The sequence below is a fragment of the Radicibacter daui genome (assembly GCA_030657355.1).
GTDB lineage: Bacteria > Pseudomonadota > Alphaproteobacteria > Radicibacterales > Radicibacteraceae > Radicibacter > Radicibacter daui.
In genome coordinates this window covers 2,522,149-2,545,352 of the sequence record CP131056.1, presented here as the reverse complement: position 1 = coordinate 2,545,352, position 23,204 = coordinate 2,522,149, and the positions used below count along the sequence as shown (strand labels likewise).

22 protein-coding genes are annotated in these 23,204 nt (G+C 63.9%); 14 read left to right on the top strand and 8 right to left on the bottom strand.

Annotated features, from left to right (window positions below; translation table 11 throughout):
• Positions 1–3: 3 nt before the first annotated feature.
• The 3 genes from araH to QTL98_RS12030 form a co-directional block, all read right to left on the bottom strand.
• A complete protein-coding gene (gene araH / locus QTL98_RS12040; RefSeq protein WP_445678723.1) occupies positions 4–954 on the bottom strand; it encodes an L-arabinose ABC transporter permease AraH in 951 nt (316 codons plus the stop codon).
• Positions 955–966: 12 nt separating this feature from the next.
• Positions 967–2,481, bottom strand: coding sequence for an L-arabinose ABC transporter ATP-binding protein AraG (araG, locus tag QTL98_RS12035; protein WP_445678722.1), 1,515 nt, complete (start codon positions 2,479–2,481; stop codon positions 967–969).
• 205 nt (positions 2,482–2,686) lie between these two features.
• The gene (locus QTL98_RS12030) at positions 2,687–3,691 is read right to left on the bottom strand and encodes an arabinose ABC transporter substrate-binding protein (RefSeq protein ID WP_445678721.1); all 1,005 of its coding nucleotides are present in this window, start codon (positions 3,689–3,691) and stop codon (positions 2,687–2,689) included.
• Between the two features lie 241 nt (positions 3,692–3,932).
• Between QTL98_RS12030 and QTL98_RS12025 the strand changes: the two genes are divergently transcribed.
• From QTL98_RS12025 to QTL98_RS11985, 9 genes are all read left to right on the top strand, one after another.
• A complete protein-coding gene (locus tag QTL98_RS12025; protein WP_445678720.1) occupies positions 3,933–4,673 on the top strand; it encodes a FadR/GntR family transcriptional regulator in 741 nt (246 codons plus the stop codon).
• A 49-nt stretch (positions 4,674–4,722) separates the two neighbouring features.
• A complete protein-coding gene (dgoD, locus tag QTL98_RS12020) occupies positions 4,723–5,871 on the top strand; it encodes a galactonate dehydratase (protein ID WP_445678719.1) in 1,149 nt (382 codons plus the stop codon).
• Between the two features lie 230 nt (positions 5,872–6,101).
• On the top strand, positions 6,102–6,977 hold the full coding sequence (locus tag QTL98_RS12015; RefSeq protein WP_445678718.1) for a helix-turn-helix domain-containing protein: 876 nt from the start codon (positions 6,102–6,104) through the stop codon (positions 6,975–6,977).
• Between the two features lie 313 nt (positions 6,978–7,290).
• On the top strand, positions 7,291–8,361 hold the full coding sequence (locus tag QTL98_RS12010) for an ABC transporter substrate-binding protein (RefSeq protein WP_445678717.1): 1,071 nt from the start codon (positions 7,291–7,293) through the stop codon (positions 8,359–8,361).
• 116 nt (positions 8,362–8,477) lie between these two features.
• A complete protein-coding gene (locus QTL98_RS12005) occupies positions 8,478–9,317 on the top strand; it encodes an ATP-binding cassette domain-containing protein (RefSeq protein WP_445678716.1) in 840 nt (279 codons plus the stop codon).
• Positions 9,314–10,570 (top strand): sugar ABC transporter permease, encoded by a 1,257-nt coding sequence (locus tag QTL98_RS12000; protein WP_445678715.1) that lies wholly within the window; start codon positions 9,314–9,316, stop codon positions 10,568–10,570. The genes QTL98_RS12005 and QTL98_RS12000 overlap by 4 nt, the downstream gene beginning before the upstream one ends.
• 25 nt (positions 10,571–10,595) lie before the next feature.
• Positions 10,596–11,324, top strand: coding sequence for an SDR family oxidoreductase (locus tag QTL98_RS11995; RefSeq protein ID WP_445678714.1), 729 nt, complete (start codon positions 10,596–10,598; stop codon positions 11,322–11,324).
• A gap of 5 nt (positions 11,325–11,329) precedes the next feature.
• Positions 11,330–12,982, top strand: coding sequence for an FGGY-family carbohydrate kinase (locus tag QTL98_RS11990; protein ID WP_445678713.1), 1,653 nt, complete (start codon positions 11,330–11,332; stop codon positions 12,980–12,982).
• A 103-nt stretch (positions 12,983–13,085) separates the two neighbouring features.
• Positions 13,086–13,811 carry an SDR family oxidoreductase gene (locus tag QTL98_RS11985; protein ID WP_445678712.1) on the top strand — a complete coding sequence of 242 codons (726 nt, stop codon included), beginning with the start codon at positions 13,086–13,088 and terminating at the stop codon, positions 13,809–13,811.
• Positions 13,812–13,873: 62 nt separating this feature from the next.
• Here the strand turns inward: QTL98_RS11985 and QTL98_RS11980 are convergent, their stop codons facing one another.
• Together QTL98_RS11980 and QTL98_RS11975 are read right to left on the bottom strand one after the other, a co-directional pair.
• On the bottom strand, positions 13,874–14,440 hold the full coding sequence (locus QTL98_RS11980; RefSeq protein ID WP_445678711.1) for a hypothetical protein: 567 nt from the start codon (positions 14,438–14,440) through the stop codon (positions 13,874–13,876).
• 58 nt (positions 14,441–14,498) lie between these two features.
• A complete protein-coding gene (locus QTL98_RS11975) occupies positions 14,499–15,209 on the bottom strand; it encodes a GntR family transcriptional regulator (RefSeq protein WP_445678710.1) in 711 nt (236 codons plus the stop codon).
• A 103-nt stretch (positions 15,210–15,312) separates the two neighbouring features.
• Between QTL98_RS11975 and QTL98_RS11970 the strand changes: the two genes are divergently transcribed.
• The 3 genes from QTL98_RS11970 (at position 15,313) to QTL98_RS11960 (ending at position 18,213) form a co-directional block, all read left to right on the top strand.
• The gene (locus QTL98_RS11970; protein WP_445678709.1) at positions 15,313–16,290 is read left to right on the top strand and encodes a C4-dicarboxylate TRAP transporter substrate-binding protein; all 978 of its coding nucleotides are present in this window, start codon (positions 15,313–15,315) and stop codon (positions 16,288–16,290) included.
• Between the two features lie 110 nt (positions 16,291–16,400).
• Entirely contained in the window at positions 16,401–16,925 is a 525-nt protein-coding gene (locus QTL98_RS11965) for a TRAP transporter small permease (protein WP_445678708.1), read from the top strand.
• Between the two features lie 4 nt (positions 16,926–16,929).
• Entirely contained in the window at positions 16,930–18,213 is a 1,284-nt protein-coding gene (locus tag QTL98_RS11960) for a TRAP transporter large permease (RefSeq protein ID WP_445678707.1), read from the top strand.
• A 75-nt stretch (positions 18,214–18,288) separates the two neighbouring features.
• Here the strand turns inward: QTL98_RS11960 and QTL98_RS11955 are convergent, their stop codons facing one another.
• The 3 genes from QTL98_RS11955 to QTL98_RS11945 all read right to left on the bottom strand — a co-directional run bounded on the left by QTL98_RS11955 (position 18,289) and on the right by QTL98_RS11945 (position 21,724).
• Positions 18,289–19,494, bottom strand: a complete 1,206-nt coding sequence (locus tag QTL98_RS11955) for a class I SAM-dependent methyltransferase (protein ID WP_510637570.1) — start codon at positions 19,492–19,494, stop codon at positions 18,289–18,291.
• 62 nt (positions 19,495–19,556) lie between these two features.
• Positions 19,557–20,381, bottom strand: a complete 825-nt coding sequence (locus tag QTL98_RS11950) for a DUF1365 domain-containing protein (RefSeq protein ID WP_445678705.1) — start codon at positions 20,379–20,381, stop codon at positions 19,557–19,559.
• The gene (locus QTL98_RS11945; RefSeq protein ID WP_445678704.1) at positions 20,381–21,724 is read right to left on the bottom strand and encodes an NAD(P)/FAD-dependent oxidoreductase; all 1,344 of its coding nucleotides are present in this window, start codon (positions 21,722–21,724) and stop codon (positions 20,381–20,383) included. The genes QTL98_RS11950 and QTL98_RS11945 overlap by 1 nt, the downstream gene beginning before the upstream one ends.
• Positions 21,725–21,964: 240 nt before the next feature.
• Here QTL98_RS11945 and QTL98_RS11940 point away from each other — a divergent pair, with 240 nt between their 5' ends.
• Together QTL98_RS11940 and QTL98_RS11935 are read left to right on the top strand one after the other, a co-directional pair.
• On the top strand, positions 21,965–22,540 hold the full coding sequence (locus tag QTL98_RS11940; RefSeq protein ID WP_445678703.1) for a sigma-70 family RNA polymerase sigma factor: 576 nt from the start codon (positions 21,965–21,967) through the stop codon (positions 22,538–22,540).
• Positions 22,537–23,196 (top strand): ChrR family anti-sigma-E factor, encoded by a 660-nt coding sequence (locus tag QTL98_RS11935; protein WP_445678702.1) that lies wholly within the window; start codon positions 22,537–22,539, stop codon positions 23,194–23,196. Before QTL98_RS11940 ends, QTL98_RS11935 begins: the two co-directional genes overlap by 4 nt.
• Positions 23,197–23,204: the final 8 nt, after the last annotated feature.

Sequence of the window (23,204 nt, the reverse complement as noted above, 5' to 3'; positions counted from 1 at the left end):
GGGTCAGCGACGGCCGAGGGCGCTGGAGCGCAGGTTATCCAGCAGCACTGCCAGCAGCAGGATGAGGCCGCGCACGATGTACTGGTAGAAGGCCGGGATATTCAGCAGGTTCATCACATTCTCGGCGATGCCCATGATCATGACGCCGACAATGACGCCCGCCATCGCCGCCCGCCCGCCGGCGAGCGAGACGCCGCCGAGCACGCAGGCCGAGATGACCGACAACTCAAGCCCGATGGCCGCATTGGGCTGGCCGGAGGTGATGCGCGAGGCAAGCAGGATGCCGGCAATGGCGCAGACGATGCCCTGCAGGGTGAAAATCCAGATGCGGGTGCGGTCCACATTGACGCCGGCAAGGCGCGAGGCTTCCGGATTGCCGCCCACTGCCAGCGTGTTCTTGCCGAAGACGGTGCGGTTGAGCACGAAGCCGAAGATCACGAACAGCACCAGCAGCACCCAGACCGGCGTCGGCACGCCCACCAGCTTGGAAAGCGCGAGCTGGTAGAAGCCGGGATCGTTGATGCCCACGGCGCGCCCGTCGGAGGCGATCAGGGCAAGGCCGCGCACGATCTGCATGGTAGCGAGCGTGGTGATGAGCGCGTTGATGCGGAACTTGGCGATGACAAAGCCGTTGATGAAACCCACCACACCGCCGCACACCAGCGCCGTCAGCAGACCCAGAATAATGGAGCCGGTGGCGTTGGAGGCCATCACGGCGACCATGCCGGCAAAAGCCACGGTCGAGCCGACCGACAGGTCAAAATCCCGCGCGGCAAGGCAGAACATCATGGTGCAGGCAACGATGCCGACAGTAACGACCGATTGCAGCAGGCCGAGCATGTTGCGTTCGGTCAGGAAGTTCGGGACAAAAAGCGACACAAGGGCGAAGGCAAGCACGAAGATGACGACCAACCCCTGGTCGCCAAGCATTACCTTCTTGAAAACGTTGGCCATAAGTCCGTTCCTTCAGGATGCGATCTTGTCGGGTGTTCTGGTATCGGGCAGGGCCGCGGCGAGGATGGCGTGCTCGTTGAACTGGGCACGCTCCAGCTCGGCGGAAATGCGCCCGTCGCACATCACCAGGAGCCGGTCGCAGATGCCCATGACTTCCGGCAGCTCGCTGGAGACGACGACAATCGCCATGCCGGCTTCGGCGAGCTGGTAGAGCAGTTCGTAGATTTCGGCCTTGGCGCCAACATCGATGCCGCGCGTCGGCTCGTCGACGATCAGCACCTTGATGCCCTGTTCGGAAAGCCAGCGGCCGAGGATGACCTTCTGCTGGTTGCCGCCGGAAAGGTTGATGATGTCCTGCTTGCGCGACGGGGTGCGGACCTTGAGCTTGGCGATGAATTCCTCCGCCACCGCCACCTCACGGCGCGGCGACAGCACCCCGAGGCGGGTATGGTGGCGGCGCGAGGAGATGTTGATGTTCTCCTCGATCGAGCGGCCCTGGATGATGCCGTCATGCTTGCGGTCTTCCGAGCAGAGCGCGATGCCGGCGCGGATGGCGTCATGCGGCGTGGTGACCTGCACCGGAGCGCCGTCGATCTCCAGCGTGCCGCCCAGCCGCTTGTCGGCGGCATAGACCAGCCGGGTCAGCTCCGAGCGGCCGGCCCCGATGAGGCCGAAGAAACCGAGGATCTCGCCGGTCCGTACCGAAAAACTGGCGGGTTCGGGCAGCTTGTCGCCGCTGAGGTTCTCCACCTTCAGGCGGACGTCGCCTAACGTGCGCGGGCGCCAGCCCCAGATGTTGCTGATCTCCCGGCCCACCATTTCGGCCACCACCTGATCGCGCGTCACCCCCTCCAGCGTGGGGTGGTGGGCGGCCAGCTGGCCATCGCGCAGCACTGTCAGGCTGTCGCACAGGCGGAAGACCTCATCCAGCCGGTGGGAGATATAGAGGATGATCTTGCCCTCGGCGCGCAGGCGGCCGATGAGGGCAAAGAGAATTTCGCTTTCGCGGGAGGAGAGGGAGGAGGTCGGCTCATCCAGCGCGATGATGCGCGCTTCCAGCATCACCGCCTTGGCAATCTCCACCATCTGGCGTTCGCCGATGGAGAGCGACTTGACCTTGCGGCGCGGGTCGATGTCGATGCCGGCTTCCTTCAGCTTCCGGCCAACCTCGGCAAACATCCGCCGCGCGGCTATCACGCCGCCATTGGCGGGAAACCGCCCGAGGCTAAGATTTTCCGCCACCGTCAATTCGGGGACGAGCTGCAGTTCCTGATGGATGACGATGACGCCGGCGGCAAAGGCATCGCGCGTGGAGGCATATTTCTGCGCCTCGCCATCGATCCTGATTTCGCTGCCCGTATCCGGGCGATGGTCACCGGAGAGCAGGCGGATCAGCGTCGACTTGCCGGCGCCGTTTTCCCCCATCAGCCCGTGCACGGCGCCTTTTTCGACACCGAAGGACACATCCCTCAGCGCATGCACGCCGGGATAGGATTTGGAGATGTGGAGAAATTCGAGATAGGGCATCGGCGCATTTCCCAGGAGTGGACTGTCCGGGTGCTGCCCCGGCCTCCTGGCCTTGCATGCCTGGCGGCGAAGGGCAGGGGAGCGGCGGGGCGGGGTATATCAGCCTTGGCGTGCCCCGAGGGCAGGCGCAAGGCGCATTCTGCCGGCGGCATCCGGTTTCGGGCCGCCGGCAGAAGTCTGGATCAGGATGGGCCCGGAAGCGGGCTTATTCGATGCCCAGATCCTTGCGAACCTGCTGGTAATCGTCCCGCTTGGCGAGGGCACCGGAGGTCAGGATGAGCTTTTCCGGTTCCTTGCCGTCGGCGATCCAGCTGTACATGTTGAGCGCCGTTTCATAACCGTGCCGCTTCGGCGAGATGATGACCGAGCCGACAAAACCGGTTGCGGCCGGCTTCTTGAACTCGTTGATCGCCGAGTCAGCGCCGCCGATGCCGACGCCGATCATGTTGGCCGCCGGAATGCCGACGCTTTCGGAAGCGCGCACGGCGCCCAGAACGGCTTCGTCATTCAGGCCGAAGGCGACCCACTTCTTGATGTCGGCATGCTTGTTGAGCACCACCGTCGCGGCATTCAGCGCCGCTTCGGTATCGGTCTTGGCCTGCGGGGCGTCGAAGATGTTGGAGGCGGCAAAACCATTGGCCTTAAGCACCGAGATGGCACCTTCGACACGATCCACGGCGGTCGGCAGCTGGTCGTAAGAAACGCGGATGGCGCCCACTTCTTCCGGCTTCCAGCCCCGGGCCTTCATCTCGTCGACAATCGCCTTGCCCACGGTCTCGCCGATCTTGGTGGCGGAGATGCCCATGTGCGGCACGTCTGCGAGGGGCTTGCCATCGGCGCCGACGAGGCGGTCGTCCACCGTCATCACCTTCAGGTCATTGGCGGCGGCCTTGGCGACGATGCCCGGCCCGAGCTTCACGTCCGGCGTGCAGACGATGAAGCCCTGCGCGCCCTGGGCGCCCAGATTGTCGATGGCCGACATCAGCTTCTCGCCATCCTCGGCACCGATCTTGACGAGGGTGAAGCCCTTTTCCCTGGCAGCCTGGTCGGCGAATTTCCATTCGTCCTGGAACCACGGCTCTTCCGGCTGCTTCACGACGAAGCCGATCTTCACATCGGCGGCGTGAGCCGGGGTGAGCGTGGCGGAAAGGGTAGTTACAGACAGCACCGCAAGGGCGCCTGCGAGCAGCGCCTTTTTCATCAACCGCATGATTTCCTCCCGAATACGGATGCCGGGTGCATGGCCCGGTCAGAAGGGACGCTATTCCGTTTTATCATACCAGTCAATTGCTCTGGTCTGATAAAAGATGTAGAAGCTTTTTTGACACGGGCATATGCGCCAAGTCAGAAAGAGCGGGCGGCAAGGCTGGGCCTGTGCCGGACTGCCGGAAGTTTTGGGGGGAAGGATGGCCATATCGCGGCCAGAACAGGCGCCGGAGACGGAGAAGGCGATGGGCAGCCCGGACAAGGCGCGCCGGCCCCGTGTCATGTCCGATATCGTGCGTACGCTGGGTGCCGGCATTCTCTCCGGCACTTACGCCCCCGGCGACACGTTGCCGAGCGAGGCCGACCTGTGCACGGCCCACGGCGTCAGCCGCACCGTCATCCGCGAGGCGCTGAAGATCCTGGCGGCCAAGGGGCTGGTGCTGAGCCGCCCGCGTATCGGCACCGTGGTGTGCGAGCGCGACAACTGGAACATCATCGATCCGCAGGTGCTGGAGTGGTACGGCCCCGGGCAGCTCGATCCCAAACTTTTCGATTCCATTCTGGAAACGCGCCGGGCCATCGAGCCGCTGGTGGCCGAACTCGCCGCCAGCCGCGCTTCCCTGCGCGAGATTGCCGATCTGGAAGCCGCGCTCGGCGGCATGGCCGCCGCCGGCCCGGATGTGGCGGCCTTTGCCCGTTATGACGCTGTCTTCCATCAGGTGCTCTATGGCGCCTGCCATAATCCCATTTTTCGCCAGATCGGCGGGCTTATCGAAACGGCGCTCAATTTCGCGCTGGAAGTAAGCGCCGCTTCCGTTGATCGCCGCGACGAGGCGGTGCGGCTGCACGCAGGCCTCGTTGAAGCGCTGCGGCTGCGGGACGGCACGGCGGCCCGGACGGCTGTTTCCGCCATTCTTGACCGGGCAGCGCAGGATCTTGAGCGCGCCCAGAGCCGGAAGAAGCCGGCGCCAGAGAGGCGCAGCTGAGCCGTAACCAGGCCGCCCCTTTTGCTTTTACCCTGAGAGTTTCCGACCCATGAAGATCACGGCCCTCAAGACCTTTATCGTTCCTCCCCGATGGCTCTTTTTGAAGATCGAGACGGATGAGGGCGTGAGCGGCTGGGGCGAGCCGGTGGTGGAGGGGCGGGCGCTCACCGTCCAGGCCGCCGTGCACGAGCTGGCGGACTATCTGGTCGGCAAGGATCCCCGCCATATTGAGGATCACTGGAACGTGCTTTATCGCGGCGGTTTTTACCGCGGCGGCGCCATCCTCATGAGCGCGCTTGCCGGCATCGACCAGGCGCTGTGGGATATCAAGGGCCGAGCCCTCGGCGTGCCGGTGCATGAGCTGCTGGGTGGCCGCTGCCGCGACCGCATCAAGATTTATTCCTGGATCGGTGGCGACCGGCCGGCAGAGGTTGTGGCCGGGGCGAAGGACGTAGTGGCGCGTGGCTTCACGGCGCTCAAGATGAATGGTGCCGAAGAGCTGCAGATCGTCGATAGCCACGCCAAGATCGATGCCGCGGTGGAGCGGGTGGCGCTGGTGCGGGAGGCGGTGGGCCCGCATGTCGGCATCGCCGTCGATTTCCATGGCCGCGTTCATCGGCCGATGGCGCGGGTACTGGTCAAGGAGCTGGAGCCTTACCGGCTGATGTTCATCGAGGAGCCGGTGCTGAGCGAAAACCGCGAGGCGCTGAAGGAAATCGCCGGCCTTTCCTCTGCACCCATCGCGCTCGGGGAGCGGCTTTACAGCCGCTGGGATTTCAAGAGCGTGCTGCAGGAAGCGGTGGTGGATATTCTCCAGCCCGACGTTTCCCATGCCGGCGGCATCACCGAATGCCGCAAGATCGCGGCGATGGCGGAGGCCTATGATGTGGCAATTGCCCCGCATTGCCCGCTGGGGCCGATTGCGCTGGCGGCCTGCCTGCAGGTGGATGCCGTCAGCTACAACGCCTTCATCCAGGAACAGAGCCTCGGCATCCACTACAACAAGAGCAACGATCTGATCGACTATGCCCGCAACAAGGATGTCTTCCGCTACGAGGATGGTTTTGTCGCCATCCCGGACGGCCCCGGCCTCGGCGTGGATATCGATGAAGACTATGTGATTGAAAAGGCGAAGGAAGGCCACCGCTGGCGCAACCCCGTCTGGCGCCATGAGGATGGTTCCTTCGCGGAGTGGTAAAGCGGGCAAGGCGGATCTTTGTCGGCCTTCTGGCCCTCTAATGGTGCACTGCGGCACAATAATCTGAAGAAAACGACAAAAAAGTATCAGTTGTTCATGCCTATCGTGGTGGCGGTGGCTGTTGTCCTCAGGCATTTTTGATCCTGCAGGACGGCTTGGCTGCCGGACCTGCGGGAGAGAGCCTCCCCGGCCATGGCCGGCAAGGAAGGCTCCCGTCGGGAGGAAAAAGCGTGAAGCCTGATCTTGAGGTCGTGCAGATCGGCCGTGGCCAGTCGTTCACCGCCTGGGAACACGGGTATCCGTATCACACCGTTCGCTGGCACTTTCATCCGGAGTGCGAGATCCACTATGTCGTGGCGACCTCCGGACGCTATTTCATCGGGGATTTCATCGGGGAGTTCGCGCCGGGAAATCTGGTGATGACCGGGCCCAACCTGCCGCACAACTGGGTAAGCCATGTCGCGCCGGAAACGCCCGTGCCACTGCGCAGCCGCGTCGTCCAGTTTCCGGAAATCTTCCTCTCCGATATCGCGGGTGTGTTCGGCGAACTTTCCTGTTTTCAGCCGGTGCTGGAAATCAGCCGGCGCGGCGCGCTGTTCAGCGCTGAAACCGCCAACCGGGCGGCACCGCTGCTGGAGGAGCTGGTCAAGGCGCGTGGTATCCGGCGGGTGGAGCTTTTTTTCGGGCTGCTGGCCGCTCTTGCCGCTGACCGGCAGGTGCAGCCGCTCACCAGCGCTGAATATCACCCCGACCCCTCCGGTTTCATGTCGACCGGCGTCAACCAGGCGCTCTCTTTCATCAACGCCAACCTGACCGAGCCATTTTCCGAGAGTGATCTTGCCGAAAGCGCGGGTCTTTCCGCCGGCACCTTCTCGCGCAGTTTTCGCCGCCACACTGGCATGGGCGTGGTGCAGTACGTCAACCGGCTGCGCATCAATCTTGCGTGCCAGCTGCTGATGAATGCCCCGGACATGAGCGTGACGGAAATCTGTTACGCGGCGGGCTTCAACAACCTGTCCAATTTCAATCGCCAGTTCCTGAAGCAGAAAGGCATTCCGCCGACGCGGTTTCGCCTGCTGCTTGGAGAGAACGTGGCGGCTGCCTGATTTCGGCCGAAACGACCCTGTTCACCCGCTGACTGAAGGAGGACCACCCCCGATACCCTGACAGAACAGGCCGGCCTGGCGGCAATGCCGCAAACCGGCAGGATGACCAGCCCGGCTCGCACGGCGCCCCTGATCAGGGCGACGCTGCCGGCCAGAAAAAGCCCGGCCCGTGCCGGCCGCCGCACCGTCCCGCAAAGGGAAAACGCGGCGAACCTGAAATTGCTCAAACCCAATCAACAACAACAGCTGCCGGCACGTCGCCACGCGCCGGAGAGGGGCCTTTTGCGCCCTGTCATAGGGAGAAACGCAGGAAATGTCTGACAAGAATTTCGTCCATGCCCGCACCGGTATTGCCGGCGCCGCACTCCTTGCCGCCAGCCTGCTGGCCGGCTCTGCCCTGGCGGACGCCAAGGATGCCACCGTGGCCTTCCTGATGCCCGACCAGGCCTCGACCCGGTATGAGCAGCACGATTACCCCGGCTTCAAGGCCGAGATGGAAAAGCTCTGCGCCGGCTGCAAGCTCATCTATCAAAACGCTAATGCCGATGCGGCCATGCAGCAGCAGCAGTTCAACTCGGTGCTTGCCCAGGGCGCTAGGGTGATCGTTCTCGATCCGGTGGATTCCACCGCTGCCGCGTCGCTGGTCTCGCTCGCCCAGTCGCAGGGCGTCAAGGTCATCGCCTATGACCGGCCGATCCCGGACAAGGCGGCGGACTATTATGTCTCCTTCGATAACAAGGGTATCGGCGAGGCCATTGCCCAGTCGCTGGTCGACCATCTGAAGAAGATGGGTGTGCCGGCCGGCTCCGGTGTTATCGAGATCAACGGCTCGCCGACCGATGCGGCCGCCGGCCTCATCCGTGACGGTGTGCATGCCGCGCTCGGCAAATCCGGTTATGTCACGCTCGCCGAGTTCGACACCCCCAACTGGGCCCCGCCGGAAGCGCAGCGCTGGGCCTCGGGCCAGATCACCCGTTTTGGCGACAAGATCATTGGCGTGGCTGCAGCCAATGACGGTACTGCCGGCGGCGCCATCGCGGCCTTCAAGGCGGCGGGCGTCAATCCCGTGCCACCGGTAACCGGTAATGACGCGACTATCGCGGCGCTGCAGCTCATCATCTCGGGCGACCAGTACAACACCATCTCCAAACCGTCGGAGATCGTGGCGGCCGCAGCGGCCAATGTGGCGGTGAAGCTGCTTTCCGGCGAGGCGCCGAAGGCGACCCACACCCTCTACAACACACCCTCGCAGCTCTTCACCCCGGCTGTGGTGACGGCCGAGAACATCAAGGCCGAGATTTTCGACAAGGGCATCCAGACCCCGGCGGAAATCTGCACGGGTGAATATGCCGAGGGTTGCCGCAAGCTGGGCATCACCAACTAGGCGACAGGCGAAAAGGCAAAGCGGCGGGGCAAACGCCCCGCCAGGCCCTGTCGGCCGTCTCAAGGCCGCCGGCAGGGCCGCATTGCACACTCAAATAAAGAGCAGGGGCGCTCGCCATGACAGGCAAGACAATTGGCACCCTTCCGCGCGGCGAGCCCATTCTCAGCCTGCGCGGCATCAGCAAAAGTTTCGGTGCGGTATCTGCACTCTCGGATATCGAGCTTGATGTTCATGCCGGCGAGGTGGTGGCGCTGGTGGGCGATAACGGCGCCGGCAAATCCACCCTCGTCAAGGTGCTGGCCGGCGTTCACAGGCCAACATCCGGCACGATCAGCTTTTGCGGGCGGGAAGTCTTGCTCGATGATCCCGGCACGGCCATGAGCCTTGGCATCGCTACGGTCTATCAGGACCTCGCGCTGTGCGAGAACCTCAATGTCGTCGCCAATCTTTTCCTTGGCCACGAGATGAAACCCTGGCGCCTTGACGAGGTGTCGATGGAGGTGCGGGCCTGGACCCTGCTCAATGAGCTGGCGGCCCGCATTCCCTCCGTCCGGGAGCCGGTGGCCTCGCTTTCCGGCGGGCAGCGCCAGACCGTGGCCATCGCCCGCTCGCTGCTGCTCGACCCCAAAATCATCATGTTGGACGAGCCGACAGCCGCCCTTGGTGTCGCCCAGACGGCAGAGGTGCTGAACCTCATCGAACGGGTGCGTGACCGGGGTCTGGGTGTGGTGATGATCAGCCACAACATGGAAGACGTGAAGGCGGTGGCGGATCGTATCGTTGTACTGCGCCTTGGGCGCAACAACGGTGTCTTTACCCGCGATGCCTCACAGCAGGAGCTGGTGGCCGCCATTACCGGCGCCAGCGAAAACGCCGTCTCGCGCCGTATCGGGCGCAAGGAAGCCGGTGCCTTCAAAGCCGCGGAAGCCGGCGAGGGCAGGGAGATCGCACCATGAGCCTTGAGAACACCACGCCCAAACCTGCCCCGGCCCTCGACCGCGCCGATGTGCGTGTGCGCCATGACGATGGTGTTGGCGGCAGCCTGCGGGCCTTCCTTGACCAGATCCGTTCCGGCGATCTCGGCATGCTGCCGGTCGCCGTCGGGCTGGTCGTCATCTCCATCGTCTTTTCCAGCCTCAACCCCATCTTCCTCGCGCCCAACAATCTGGTGAACCTGCTGTTCGATTGCGCGACGGTTGGCGTCATCTCCCTCGGCATCGTCTGCGTGCTGATGGTGGGGGAAATCGACCTCTCCGTGGGCTCCATCAGCGGCTTTGCCTCGGCCATGGTGGGCACGCTGTGGATCAATCACGGCTGGGCGGTTTATGAGGCGATCCCGGCGGCAATGGCTGTGGGGGCGGTGATCGGCGGTCTCTACGCGCTGCTCTATACGCGCCTTGGCATGCCGAGCTTCATTTCCACGCTTGCGGGCCTTCTCGCCATCCTTGGCATGCAGCTCTATGTGCTGGGGGCCACTGGCTCCATCAATCTGCCTTATGAAAGCGCGCTGGTGCGCTTCGGGCAGATACTGGTGATGCCGCACTGGCTCTCGCACAGCCTTGCCATCCTGCCGGGGCTGGTTGCGCTTGCATCGGGCGTGCGGGTTATCCGCCAGCGCCATCGCGCCAATCTTTCGGCCCAGTCTTTCGGCCGCCTTGTGCTGAAGGCATCCGTGCTGACGGCGGTGCTGGAGTTTGCGGTCTATTACCTCAATCTCGGCCGCGGCGTACCATGGATGTTCGCGCTGTTCGTCGCGCTCGTCATGGTGCTCGACTATCTACTGACCCGCACCAAATGGGGCCGTTCGCTCTTTGCCGTCGGCGGCAACCGCGAGGCCGCGCGCCGGGCCGGTATCAAGGTCAAGCGCATCTATACCAGCGCCTTCGTGCTCTGCAGCACGCTGGCAGCGCTGGGTGGCATCCTGTCGGCGGCGCGCCTTGCCTCCTCCAGCCAGCAGGCCGGTACCGGCGACGTCAATCTCAACGCCATCGCGGCGGCCGTCATTGGCGGCACCAGCCTCTTCGGCGGGCGGGGAAGTGCCTATTCGGCGCTCTTGGGCATCATCGTCATCCAAGCGATTTCAAACGGCCTGACCCTGCTCAATCTCAGCTCTTCGCTTCGATACATGATCACCGGCGGTGTTCTCGCTCTGGCCGTGATCGTGGATTCCCTCGCGCGCCGCTCTCGCATCTCGCACGGCCGCGCCTGAAGCCAGCCAATTCTGGAGAACAAAAGTGCAAGCATCATTGGAAGGAAAGGTCGCGGCGGTTACCGGCGCGGCCTCCGGGATCGGGCTGGAATGTGCCCGCGCCATGCTGGCGGCAGGTGCCACCGTGTTTCTGGTAGACCGGGCGGGGGACAAGCTCGGCGCCCTTGCCGATGAGCTGGGGCCGGCTGCCGTGCCGCTGGTGGTCGATCTGGCCGTGCCCGCCAGCATCGATGCCATGCTGCCGCAAATTCTGGAGCGGGCCGGCCAGCTCGATATCTTTCACGCCAATGCCGGTGCCTATGTCGGCGGCGATGTGGTCACCGGCGATCCCGACGCCTGGGACCGCATGCTCAACCTCAACATCAATGCGGCCTTTCGCTCCATCCGCGCCGTGCTGCCGCACATGGTGGAGCGCAAGACGGGAGACATCATCGTCACCAGCTCGATAGCGGGCGTCGTGCCGGTGGTGTGGGAGCCGATCTATACTGCTTCAAAACATGCCGTTCAGGCCTTCGTCCATACGGTGCGGCGGCAGGTTGCCCCGCACGGGCTTCGTGTGGGCGCCGTGCTTCCCGGGCCGGTGGTCACCGCCCTGCTGGACGACTGGCCGAAGGCCAAGATGGAAGAGGCACTTGCCAATGGCAGCCTCATGCAGCCGAAGGCGGTGGCCGATTCCGTGCTCTTCATGCTGACCCGGCCGCGCACGGTCACCATTCGCGATCTCGTCATCCTCCCGCAAAGCGTCGACCTCTAAAAACCATGAGCAACCTGACGGCCCATAAAGCTGCCGGCGCCCTGGTGGGCGTCGATGTCGGCACCACCAGCGCCCGCGCCGGAATCTTCACTGCCGACGGGCGTTTGCTGGCGACGGCCAGACGTCCGATCACGATCTGGCGTGAGGCCGGCGATATCGTTGAGCAATCGGCAGACCAGATTTGGCAGGCGGTGACCGCCAGCGTGCGTGAAGCAGTCGCGGCCGCCGGGCTGCTGCCGGCAGACATTTCCGGCATCGGCTTTGACGCCACCTGTTCGCTGGTTGCGCTGGATGCGGACGGGCAACCGGCAACCGTCAGCCCGTCAGGAGTTGCCGAGCGAAACATCATCGTCTGGATGGATCACCGGGCGGTCGCGGAGGCGGAGGAGATCAATCGCGGCAATCACGCCGTGCTAGACTATGTCGGCGGGCGCATCTCGCCGGAGATGGAAACGCCAAAGCTGCTCTGGCTGAAGCGCCATCTGCCGCAGGCTTTCGCCGCGGCCGCCCATTTCATGGACCTTTCCGATTTCCTTACCTGGCGGGCGACCGGCTCGCTGGAGCGTTCCACCTGCACAGTGACGTGCAAATGGACCTATCTCGCCCATGAGCAACGCTGGGACGGGGAGTATTTTCGCGCCATTGGCCTTGGTGAACTTGCCGAAGACGGCTTTGCCCGCATCGGCACCCGGGTCGTTGCGCCGGGCACGGCGCTGGGTCAGGGCCTGACCGCCAGCGCAGCCGGGGAACTCGGGCTGTCGCCCGGAACGGCTGTTGCCGCAGCGCTCATCGATGCGCATGCCGGCGGTGTGGGCACGCTGGGCGCCGACATCGGCGGGACGGGCGAGGGGGCGGGCTTTGGCAGCCGCCTTGCCTATATCTTCGGAACTTCCGCCTGCTCTATGGCATCGGCCGACGGCCGCATTTTTGTCCCCGGCGTCTGGGGGCCGTACTTCTCCGCAATGGTTCCCGGCCTGTGGCTGACGGAAGGCGGGCAGTCCGCCGCCGGTGCGGCGCTCGACCATCTGGTTTTGCTGCATCCGGCAGCGACCGGAGCAAAGACAAAGGCGGCGGAGGAAAATCTGTCCCTTGTTGAATGGCTGGGCAGGCAGGCCGAAAGCCGGATTGCTTCATCTCAGGAGGCCATTCGCCTTGCAGGCGGCGTGCATGTGGTGCCTGAATTTCTCGGCAACCGGTCGCCTTTTGCCGATCCCGAAGCGCGGGCCATCATCGCGGGCCTCGGGCTTGAGGATGATCTGGAAAGCCTGATCGGCCTCTATATCGCCGGCCTTGCCGGTATCGGTTACGGGCTGCGCCAGCTGCTCGACAGGCTGCGGGAAAGCGGCATTTCCATCAGTACGATCATGGCAAGCGGCGGGGCAGCGCGTAGCCGCCTGGTGTGTCAGGTTCTGGCCGATGCCACCGGCACCACCGTCGCTGTTGCCGATACATCGGAGCCGGTGCTGCTGGGGGCGGCCATGCTCGGGGCCGTCGCCAGCGGCCAGCAGCCTGATCTGGCGACTGCGATGCGGGAACTCTCCGGCTCTGCCCGGTTGCATGAACCTTCGCGCGGCGAGATCGGGCAGTTGCATCTTCGGCGTTATGGGGCCTTTTCCTCGTTGCAGCAGGCTGCCCGGAAGGTGAGGGACAGTCAGTAAGCCCGCCGGGCCGGAGTTTGGGCGGACGGCGGGTAGATTGTCTTGTACCCTCTCCCGAAAGACCCGGTCGTCAAGCCGGCCGGCCATTCGGGGAGGCATCATTTTGGAACTTCAGGGCAAAACCGCGCTTGTGACCGGCGCCGGCAAGGGCATTGGCCGCGAGACTGTGCGGCTGCTGGCGGAGCGGGGCGCAAGTGTTATCGCTCTCTCCCGCACGCCGTCCGATCTGGTGTCGCTGGCGAAGGAGACGGGCTGCCGCACTTTCGCGGTCGATCTTGCGGATATAGCCGCTGCCCGTGCCGCCGTCAGGAAGGTGGGGCCTTGCGACTTTCTCATCAACTGTGCCGGCATCAATGTGCTGGAGAGTTTCCTTGATATGAGCGATGCGGGCTATGACGCGGTGCTGGGCACCAACCTGCGCGCCGCCCTTGTCGTGGCGCAGGAATTTGCCCGTGCGCGTATTGCTGCCGGTGGCGGCGGGGCCATCGTCAACGTCACCAGCGTTGCCGCCCATCGCGGATTTCCCGACCACACCGCCTATGCCGCCTCCAAGGCCGGGCTTGAAGGGGCGACGCGGGTGATGGCGCGCGAACTCGGGCCCCACGGCATCCGCGTCAACGCCATCGCGCCCGCCATTACCCTCACCGAACTTGCCGCCCGCGCCTGGAGCGACCCCGCTAAATCCGCCCCGATGATGGCCCGCACGCCCGTCGGCCGCTTCTGCGAAGTGCGCGACGTGGCCGAGGCCATCCTCATGCTGCTCGGCAACGGCGCGGCGATGATGACCGGCGCGGTTGTGCCGGTCGATGGCGGGTTTCTGGCCTGCTAAGTGGCTGTGACGCTATAGGGGGGGGTGTTTATTTGGCCGTAACTTGATCAAATTATTGATTTTTATACCTTTTTAAAGAGAAGCCAAACTGGATTGGTCTTGATGTCGAGTTGGCAGGCAAAGTCGGTAGCTTGGGCGGCTACATGAATTCGTTCAACGCTTTTGCCGGACAATCCATTTTCGTTACTGGAGGCTATGATGAGGCAGCCATACCTGAAGGTTGCCTCCTGAAGGTGCACCTTACGTGCATCGGAGCATGCAGCTTCCAATGAAACTTCTATCGTGCCTTCGTTTAATGCTTTCTTGCGAATTAGCTGCTTCATTTCGAAGGCCCATGAGCGGCCGGTTTCCGGGGCACCAACCCAAAGATCGCATCTGCCATTACGATAAGGGCGACCTCGGCCTGTTCCTCTTTTAATCGAAACATATTCGCTCATCGCCAACAGGCCTGAACGGCTGGCCGCGCTCGCGAGCAGCCCAACACTGGCTGTCTCATTGTAAACGAATGGGTCGCCTTGCATTGCCTGTATGAATTGGGATCGAATTTTTGGAACTTGCTGAAGCCAGTGTTTCCAGAGATTTGCCTCTATTGTCCGCTCGTCGCTCTTAATCCATGAAAAATTCGCCATGATCATTCTTTCGCCAAGTTAAATGCAACCGGGCGTTGATGGTAGCGAGATACTGTTTCTATTCGGTAAAAATCCCCGCATGCTCCTTTGCCAGCTTGGGCAGGGAGATCAGGATTTCTGACAGGTGCCGACGGATGGCGGCTTCGGCGCCGGCTTCGTTGCGCGCCTTGATGGCGTCCACGATCTCGATGTGCTGGGCGATGATGGTGTCGAGGGGGGTGGCCTGGGGCAGGGAGAGGTAACGCACCCGGTCCATCTGCGCCTTGAGGCCTTCCAGCACACGCCAGGCATCCTCGCAGTCCGCGCTGCGCGCAAGGGCCTGGTGGAAGAGTTCGTCAAGCCGCAGGAACGCGACATTGTCGTGAGTCTCGGCCGTCACCTTCTGGCGGGCGATCAGCTCCTCCAGCAAGGCAATATGCTCCGGCCCGGCCTCCTGGGCGGCCTTGCGGGCAATGGCAACCTCGATTGCCTCGCGGATGAAGCGGGCATTCGCCACCTCGCGGATGGAGATGAGGCGCACGAAGGTGCCGCGCTGCGGGCGGATTTCAACCAGCCCGCTTTCGCCGAGCTTGATGAAAGCCTCCCGCACCGGCTGGCGCGAGACGCCCAGCTGGCGCGCGATTTCGGCTTCTGAAAGCGGATTACCCGGCTTCAGCTGCAGCTGGATGATGGCGGCGCGGATGTTCTCGAACACCCGCCCGCCGATGGTCGCCTGGCGCCTGCGACGATCATCCGGGGCCAACGCCTTGAGCTCAAAATCGAGGGTCATGTTGACAGCTCTATACTACCATACTAGCGTACTGGGAAGAGGTTGCCATAACGGGCAGCCCCGAGAGAGCCCATCAAACGGCCGTTTCATACGGGAGGAAATGATGAAGTCATTCTGGCTCAAGAGCCTTGTTTCCGCTGCGCTGGTTACCGTGGCGGTGCCGGCATTCGCTGCCGATTACACCCTGAATGTGAATACCGCTCTTACCACCAGCGATCCGCTCTACAAAGGGCTGGAAAGCTTTGTGGAGAACGTCGCCAAGGCGTCGGGCGGCAAGATGGAAGTGCGCCTGTTCCCGAATTCCCAGCTCGGTCCGGATGAGGACGTACTGGAACAGGCCCGCACCGGCGCCCCGGTCGCCGTGGTGGTCGATGGCGGCCGCCTTGCCAACTTCCAGAAAGAATTCGGCGTGCTCGGCGCGCCGTACCTTGCTTCCGGTTATGACGGCATCCGCAAGGTGGTGACCTCGCCGCTGTTCGAAGGCTGGGCCAAGAAGCTGCATGACGGTTCGGGCCTGCAGGTGCTTTCCTTCAACTGGTGGCAGGGCGAGCGCCAGCTCTGGACCCAGAAGCCGGTAAAGACCCCGGATGACCTGAAGGGCGTGCGCATGCGCACCATCGGCTCGCCGGTGTGGCTGAAGACCATCGGCGCCATGGGCGCCACGGCAACGCCGATGCCCTATGCCGATGTCTATTCCGCCCTGCAGCAGAATGTGATCGACGCGGTGGAAGCCCAGCTTCCGGCCGGGCAGGGCTCCAAGCTCTATGAAGTCACCAAGGTCATCACCAAGACCCACCACATCAACCTGATCACCGGCCTCGTGACCAGCGGCCCGTGGTTCGACGGCTTGCCGGCTGACCTGCAGAAGATGCTGCGTGAAGAAGCGCTGAAGGCGGGTGACGTTGCCTCGCACGGCACCGGCAACAGCCTCGCTTCGCTGGAAGACCAGCTCAAGAAGGAAGGCATGACGATCAACGAGATCGACACCACTCCCTTCGAGCAGGCAACCGCCGGCGTTTATGACGAGCTGGGTTATGGCGACCTGCACGCCGAGCTCAAGAAGATCGTGGCCGGCCAGTAAGGCGGCCGGAGGAACCGGGTAGCCGGCTTCTCCCCATTCATCAAGAACAGTAACAGTGCCGGGGGCCCACCTTCCAAACGGGGTGGGCCTCCTCACAAGGGAAAGCGCCGATGTTCCATCGACCCTTCAAACTGCTGGCCCAGCTGGAGTTTGCGATTGGCTGCCTTCTGCTGGCAGTCATCGTGCTGCTGGTCTTCGCGGCCTCCATCATGCGGTTTTTCGATCATCCGCTGATCTGGTCGGTCGATGTCGCGCAGCTGCTCTTCATCTGGCTGTGTTTTTTCGGCGCCGCGCGGGCCATGCGCGAGAAGGGGCATATCGGCATCGACCTGCTGGTGCGTTTCCTGCCGGAGAAAACCCGCTTCGGGCTGGAGATGGTGCTTTCCGTCGTCATTCTCACCTTCCTCGCCATCCTGATGGTGGAGGGGTACGGGCTGACCACGCTCAACTGGCAGCGCCAGTTCGGCGACAGCGGCCTTTCCTATGCCTGGGTTACCGCGGCGGTTCCCGCTGGCTGCCTGATGCTGGCCATCGCCCTCCTGCGCAACATGGTGCTGGCCTGGAAGCGGCGCCGCCAGGGCATGCTCGTCTATTCGCGCACCTCGGGCGATCTCGCCCCGGCTTCGGAGCTTTGATCAAGTGCTGCTGCTGACCCTTGTCTTCTTCGTGCTGATGTTCTTGGGCGCGCCCGTCGCCTTTGCCATCGGTATTTCCGGTTTCGTTTTCTTCATGACCGGCTCGGCCATGCCGATGTCCATCGGCGTGCAGAAGATCGCCACCATGAGCCAAAGCTTCCCGCTGCTGGCGGTGCCCTTCTTCGTCATGGCCGGTCATCTCATGAATGAAAGCGGCATCACCTCGCGGCTCTTCCGCTTCTCCAACGTCGCTGTAGGCTGGATGTCCGGTGGCCTCGCGCAGGTCGCCATCGTGCTTTCCACCGTCATGGGCGGTGTTTCCGGCTCGGCCGTGGCAGATGCGGCGATGGAAGCGCGCATCCTCGGCCCCTCGATGCTCAAAGCCGGTTATGGCAAGGGTTTTTCGGCGGCCGCCATCGCCGTGGGCTCGCTCATCACCGCAACCATTCCGCCGAGCATCGGCCTCATCCTCTATGGTTATGTCGGCAATGTTTCCATCGGCCGGCTGTTCCTGGCCGGTATCATCCCGGGTTTCCTGATGATGGCGGTGCTGATGTGCACCACCTATCTCATTGCGAAGAAGCGCGGTTATGTGGTGGCGAATACCGAACCGCCGAGCTTCAAGGCGCTCATGTCCTCCATCTGGGGCGCGAAGTGGGCGCTGCTGTTCCCTATTGCGCTGGTGGTCACCATCCGCGGCGGTGTGTTCACACCATCGGAGGTCGGTTCCTTCGCCGTGGTCTATGCGGTGCTGGTGGGCTTCTTCGCGCACCGTGAGCTTGATTTTCAGAAGATAAAGCGGGCTTTTGCCCACACCATCTCCGATATCGGCCTCATCATGATCATCATCCTGATGTCGGGCATGGTGGGCTTTGCCATCATCTTCCTGCAGGTGCCGCAGAACATCTCGCACTGGATGCTGGCAGGCATCAGCAGCCCGGCCTTGATCGTGCTGGTCATTCTCGTCTTCCTGCTGATTGCCGGTTGCTTCATCGAAAGCACGGTGCTGGTGCTGTTGCTTACCCCGATCTTCGTGCCGGTTATCAAGGCGGCGGGCATCGACCCGGTGCATTTCGGCATCCTGATGATGAGCATCGTGACCCTTGGCGGCATGACACCGCCGGTGGGGGTGGCCATGTTTGCCGTCTGCTCGCTCATGGATGTGAAGATCGAGGAATATACCCGTGAGGCAATTCCCTTCGTCGGCGCTGTCATCGCGCTCATCGTGGCACTGCTGTTCCTGCCCGGTCTGGTGCTGTGGCTACCTAACCTCGCTTTTGGTGGCTGAGGGGCAGGGAACCCCTGAAAAGAAAACCGGCGGGCCGATTGGCCCGCCGGTTTGTTTTTGGGCCCGGGCGACGCTTCAGCCTTCCAGCACGTAAAACCCGACATCGATGGTGCCGGCGCGAAAACCCGCCTCGCAATAACAGAGGTAATAGTCCCACAGCCGGCGGAAACGCTCATCGAAGCCGAGCCGTGCGATGCGCGGCCAGGCGGCGTGGAAACGGCGGCGCCAGTCGGCAAGGGTGAGGGCATAACCGATGCCGAAATTTTCTTTCGCCACCAGTTTCAGGCCCGCCTCCAGCCCCTGTTCGGCGATGGCGCCTTCCGTCAGCAGCATGCCGCCGGGAAAGACGTAACTCTGGATGAAGTCGGCGCTGCGCCGATAACCCTCGAAACGCTCCGGCGCGATGGTAATCGCCTGCAGCACCACCCGTCCGCCGGGGGCAAGGCATTCACGCAGCCTAGCGAAATAGGTCGGCCAGTAGGCTTCGCCCACCGCCTCGATCATCTCGATGGAAACGATGCGCTCGAAGCGGCCGGAAACATCGCGGTAATCCTGAAGCCGGATATCCACCCGCTCCTGAAGGCCGGCCTTTTCCATCACCGCCCGGGCATGGGCATGCTGCTCCCGCGACAGGGTAAGGCCGGTGACATGGGCGCCCTCGGCACCGATATCCGCGGCCAGCGCCCCCCAGCCGCAGCCGATCTCCAGCACACGGGCACCGGCGGGCACTGCCAGCAACTCGCGGATGCGGGCGAGTTTTGCGGCCTGGGCGGCCTCCAGCGTCTGCCCGCTATCGCTGTAAAGCGCTGCGGAATAGAGCATGCGCTCATCCAGCCATTCGGCGTAGAAGGCGTTGCCGAGGTCATAATGGGCGGCAATGTTGCGGCGGCTGCCGCTCCGGCTGTTGGGCCGTGCGAGATGGGCAAGGCGCCGGGCAAGGCGCAGTGGCCAGAGGCCGCCCAGTCGGTCATTCAGCGCGCCGATGTTGCGGGCTGCCAGCTCCAGCAGCGCCATCAGATCCGGGCTCGTCCAGTCACCCTCCATATAGGCTTCGGCAAAGCCTGTATCGCCGCCAATCAGCAGCCGGCGCAGCGGTCGCCAGTTGTGGAGGATGAGCATGGCCTCCGGCCCGGCGTCACGGCCGGCATGGTCCAGCCGGCTGCCATCGGGCAAATGCACCGTCAGGCGGCCGGCCTGCAGCGTCGCCAGCAGGGCATGCAGGGCGCGCCGGGTAAACCAGCCGGGCTGCCGGGCTTCGCCGGCCATAACGTCCAGTGCCATGCCGGCCATCCCGGTGCTGCTGTCGGCGCTGGTTGCCAGCGGGGCAGGAGAGGATTGCAACGTCATCGGGAACTCCTGCGAGGCGGCTCGGCAAAGGCGGTTTCGGCCATGGGGCTGACCGCTGGGGCGGCCGGGGCATGGCCGGGATGGCGATAGAAGGGGATGCGCTTCAGCCACAGCCGCAGCGCCTCAAAATGGATGGCGACAATGACCTTGAAGGTCACCAGCGGGATGGCAAAAAACACCTTGAGCAAGGCAGCGTCCGTCAGCGCCTGACGCTGTGCCGACAGTGCGGCGGTGATCATCAGCCCGTCCTGGTCGTGGCCGGCGATGGCGACGCTCACCTTTTCCTGCGGCGGGCGCACGCGGAAGCGATAGGACATCTCCATGGCCATGAAGGGGGAGACGTGGAAGCGCTTGTCGCAGGCCTGCGCGACCGGGTTTTCCCCGGTACCTTCCACCGGCAGTACGTAGGTGTGGCGCTCGCCGAAGGTGTTGTGCACCTCATAGAGGATGGCCCGCAGGCTGCCATCCCGGCTGTGGCAAAAATAGAGGCTCAACGGATTGAAGGCATAGCCAAGCAGCCGCGGCATGGCGAAAAGGGTGATCCGTCCGCCCTCTAGCCCGATGCCGGCCGCTGCCAGTTTCGCTTCCGCCTGATCACGCAGCGACGTCTGCGACCCGTCGCCATGGTCGCGCCGGTAAAAGCTGAAGAGGTTGAGGCGCTCGAGGCTGAAGAGCTTTGGGCGGGCGGCACCCTGTTCAAGTTCATCCAGATCCAGCAGCAACCAGTAACAGCGGTATCTGAGATCATGCCGGCGTGGCCGCAGCCGCCGGTGGGTGACCTCGCCGATATAGAGCGCCGACTTGGACAGTGCACCTGCCATCACGCGGCCTCGCTGGCGGCCATATCCGGCGGGGGGAGGCCGGGCAGGGTGATGCGGCCGGATTGGTTTTCCACCCGCCACGGCCGCCGCACGCCGCCGAGCGCTTCGGCAACGGCAAGGCCGGCCTGCAAGCCGTCCTCGTGAAAACCGGCACCGAAATAAGCGCCGCAAAACCAGCTGCGCCGCTCGCCCTGCAGGCTCCACAGCTGCTTTTGCGCGGCGAGCGCCGCAGTATCGAAAGCCGGATGATGATAGGTGCCGCGCCAGTGCACGGTCTCGTCGCGCGGTTGGCTGGTCGGGTTCAGTGTGACGAAGAGATCGTTGCGGTCGTCCAGCCCTTGCAGCCGGTTCATCCAGTAAGTGACGGCAAGGCGGCGCTCCGCCCCCCGGCCTTCGCTCAGATAGTTCCAGCTGGACCAGGCAGCGCGTCGCTGCGGCATCAGTGCCCTGTCGCCATGCAGCACCGCTTCGTTGCGGATATAGCGGAAGGCCCCCAGCAACTCCTGCTCGGCCGGGCTGGCATCTGGGCCCAGCAATTGCAGCGCCTGATCGGCATGGGTTGCCAGCACCACATCGTCGAAAAAATGGTCGCCGCCGTCCGCATCGCGCAGCTCGACATGGCCGGGATAACGCCGCACGGCCGTGATGTGCTGGCCAAGCCGGACACCGGCGCCGATCCCGGCGATCATGCGGCTCACATAATCCCGGCTGCCGCCGCACACCGTGCGCCATTGCGGCCGGCGGGCGATTTTCAGCAGGCCGTGATTGTCGCAAAAGCGGATGAAGGCCGCTGCCGGATAAGCGCCGATTTCCGCCGCCGGGGTAGACCAGATGGCGGCGGCCATCGGGTAGAGATGATCGTCGCGGAACGCGGTGCCATAACGGCCGGCGCGCAGATACTCCTCAAGGGTCATCTCCCCAAGGCCAGGCAGATCGCGCGGGGCCTCCCGGTAAAAGCGCAGGAGATCGCCGAGCATCGACCAGAAACGCGGCCGCAGGAGATTGGAGGGTTGCGCGACAAGGCCGGCCAGCGTGCCGCCGGCATATTCAAGCCGTCCGCCATCCATCGACACGGCAAAGGACATTTCCGTTGGCCGTGTCGCCACCCCCAGCACCCGGAACAGGGCGGCAAGGTTGGGGTAGGTTGCCTCGTTATAGACGATGAAGCCGGTATCGACCGGCGTTGCGCCGGCCATCACCGTGTTGCTGTGGCCGCCCGGGCGGCGCTCTGCCTCGAACAGGGTGACCCGATGGCCCTTGGCCAGCAGCCACGCAGCAGCAAGGCCGGAAATGCCGCTGCCGATGACGGCGATATTTTTCTCACGGGGCGGAAGAGAGAACATGCCGGTTCCTGCGCTCTGGTTTCTGCCGGGTCGCTCGCCGGGGCGGGCAACCTTATCTTTTGTCCTCAACCGGTGTTACGAAGTGCTTTCGGTGCTGGATCACTGCTTGCTCCCGTGATCTGCCATCGAAGCCGGTGCGTATGACGGAGTATGAATGTCGCCGCAGGACATATCCGCAAGGCAAGCGGGCTTGCCTCTTTTTCCAGCCGGGAGCCTTTTGGCGCCCCGGGGGAGGCGCGCTTGAAATCCGCTTCCGGTCAGGCCCGGCTCTCTTCCGAGACGCTCGGCCGCCTGGTGACGGCGATTGCCTGTCATCAGGACCGCGCCGCTTTTGCCGAATTGTTCCAGCTGATGGCGCCGCGCATCAAGGCCTATCTCATGAGCCTTGGCAGCCTGCCGGAATTCGCCGAGGAAGTGGCGCAGGAAGCGCTGCTGACCGTCTGGCGCAAGGCCGGTTATTTCGACGCCTCGCGGGCCTCGGCCTCGACCTGGATCTTCACCATCGCCCGCAACCTGCGCATCGACCATCAGCGCCGCCAACGCCCGACCGATCCGCTGGCGGGCGACGAGGCGGAAGATCCCGAGCTGGTGCCGACACCGGAAAAACTGCTGATCGACAGCCTGGAGGAGGAGCGGGTGCGCACCGCGCTTGCCGCCCTGCCGCCCGAGCAGCAAACCATCGTCCGCCTTTCATTCTTCAGCGAGCAGCCGCACTCCGAAATCGCGCGCGAGCTCGGCCTTCCCCTGGGAACAGTGAAGTCACGCATTCGCCTTGCTCTTGGCCGGCTGCGCCGCCTTCTCGATGACGCATCATGACCATCAGACATCACCCCGACGACGAAACGCTCCTGAGTTACGCTGCCGGCGCCCTGCGGCCCGGCCCGGCGCTGATCATTGCCACCCATCTTGAGGCGTGCGCCGAATGCCGCAGGGCTGTCGCCCGTCTGGAAGCGGCGGGCGGCTTGCTGCTGACGGAAATGGCACCGGCCGAACTCTCCACCGGGGCGCTGGAGGCAGTGATGGCACGGCTCGACCGGCCGCAAGCCCTGCCGTCGCGTGTGGTACCCTTGCCGGTGCGCCGGCAGCCACGCCTTGAAGACCTTGCCCTGCCGATGGCGCTTGCCGCCTGCGATGTCGGGCCGTGGCGCCGGGTGGCGCCGGGCGTGCGGGTCAGCCGGGTGCGGGTGCCGAACGATCCGAAAGCCAAGGTCATCATGCTGCGCGTCGCCGCCGACAAACAGATGCCGCGCCACGGCCATACCGGCATCGAGTTCACGCAGGTGCTTACCGGTTCCTTCTCCGATACCGGCAATCACTATCGGCCGGGCGATTTCGTGGCGGCGGAGGAAGGCATCGACCATCAGCCGGTGGTGGGCGGCGAAGCGGAATGCATCTCCCTTGCCGCCATTGAAGGCCGCATCCAGTTCCGTGGCCTCATCGGCCGTCTTTTGAGCCCCTTCGCCGGGCTCTGAGCGGCCGG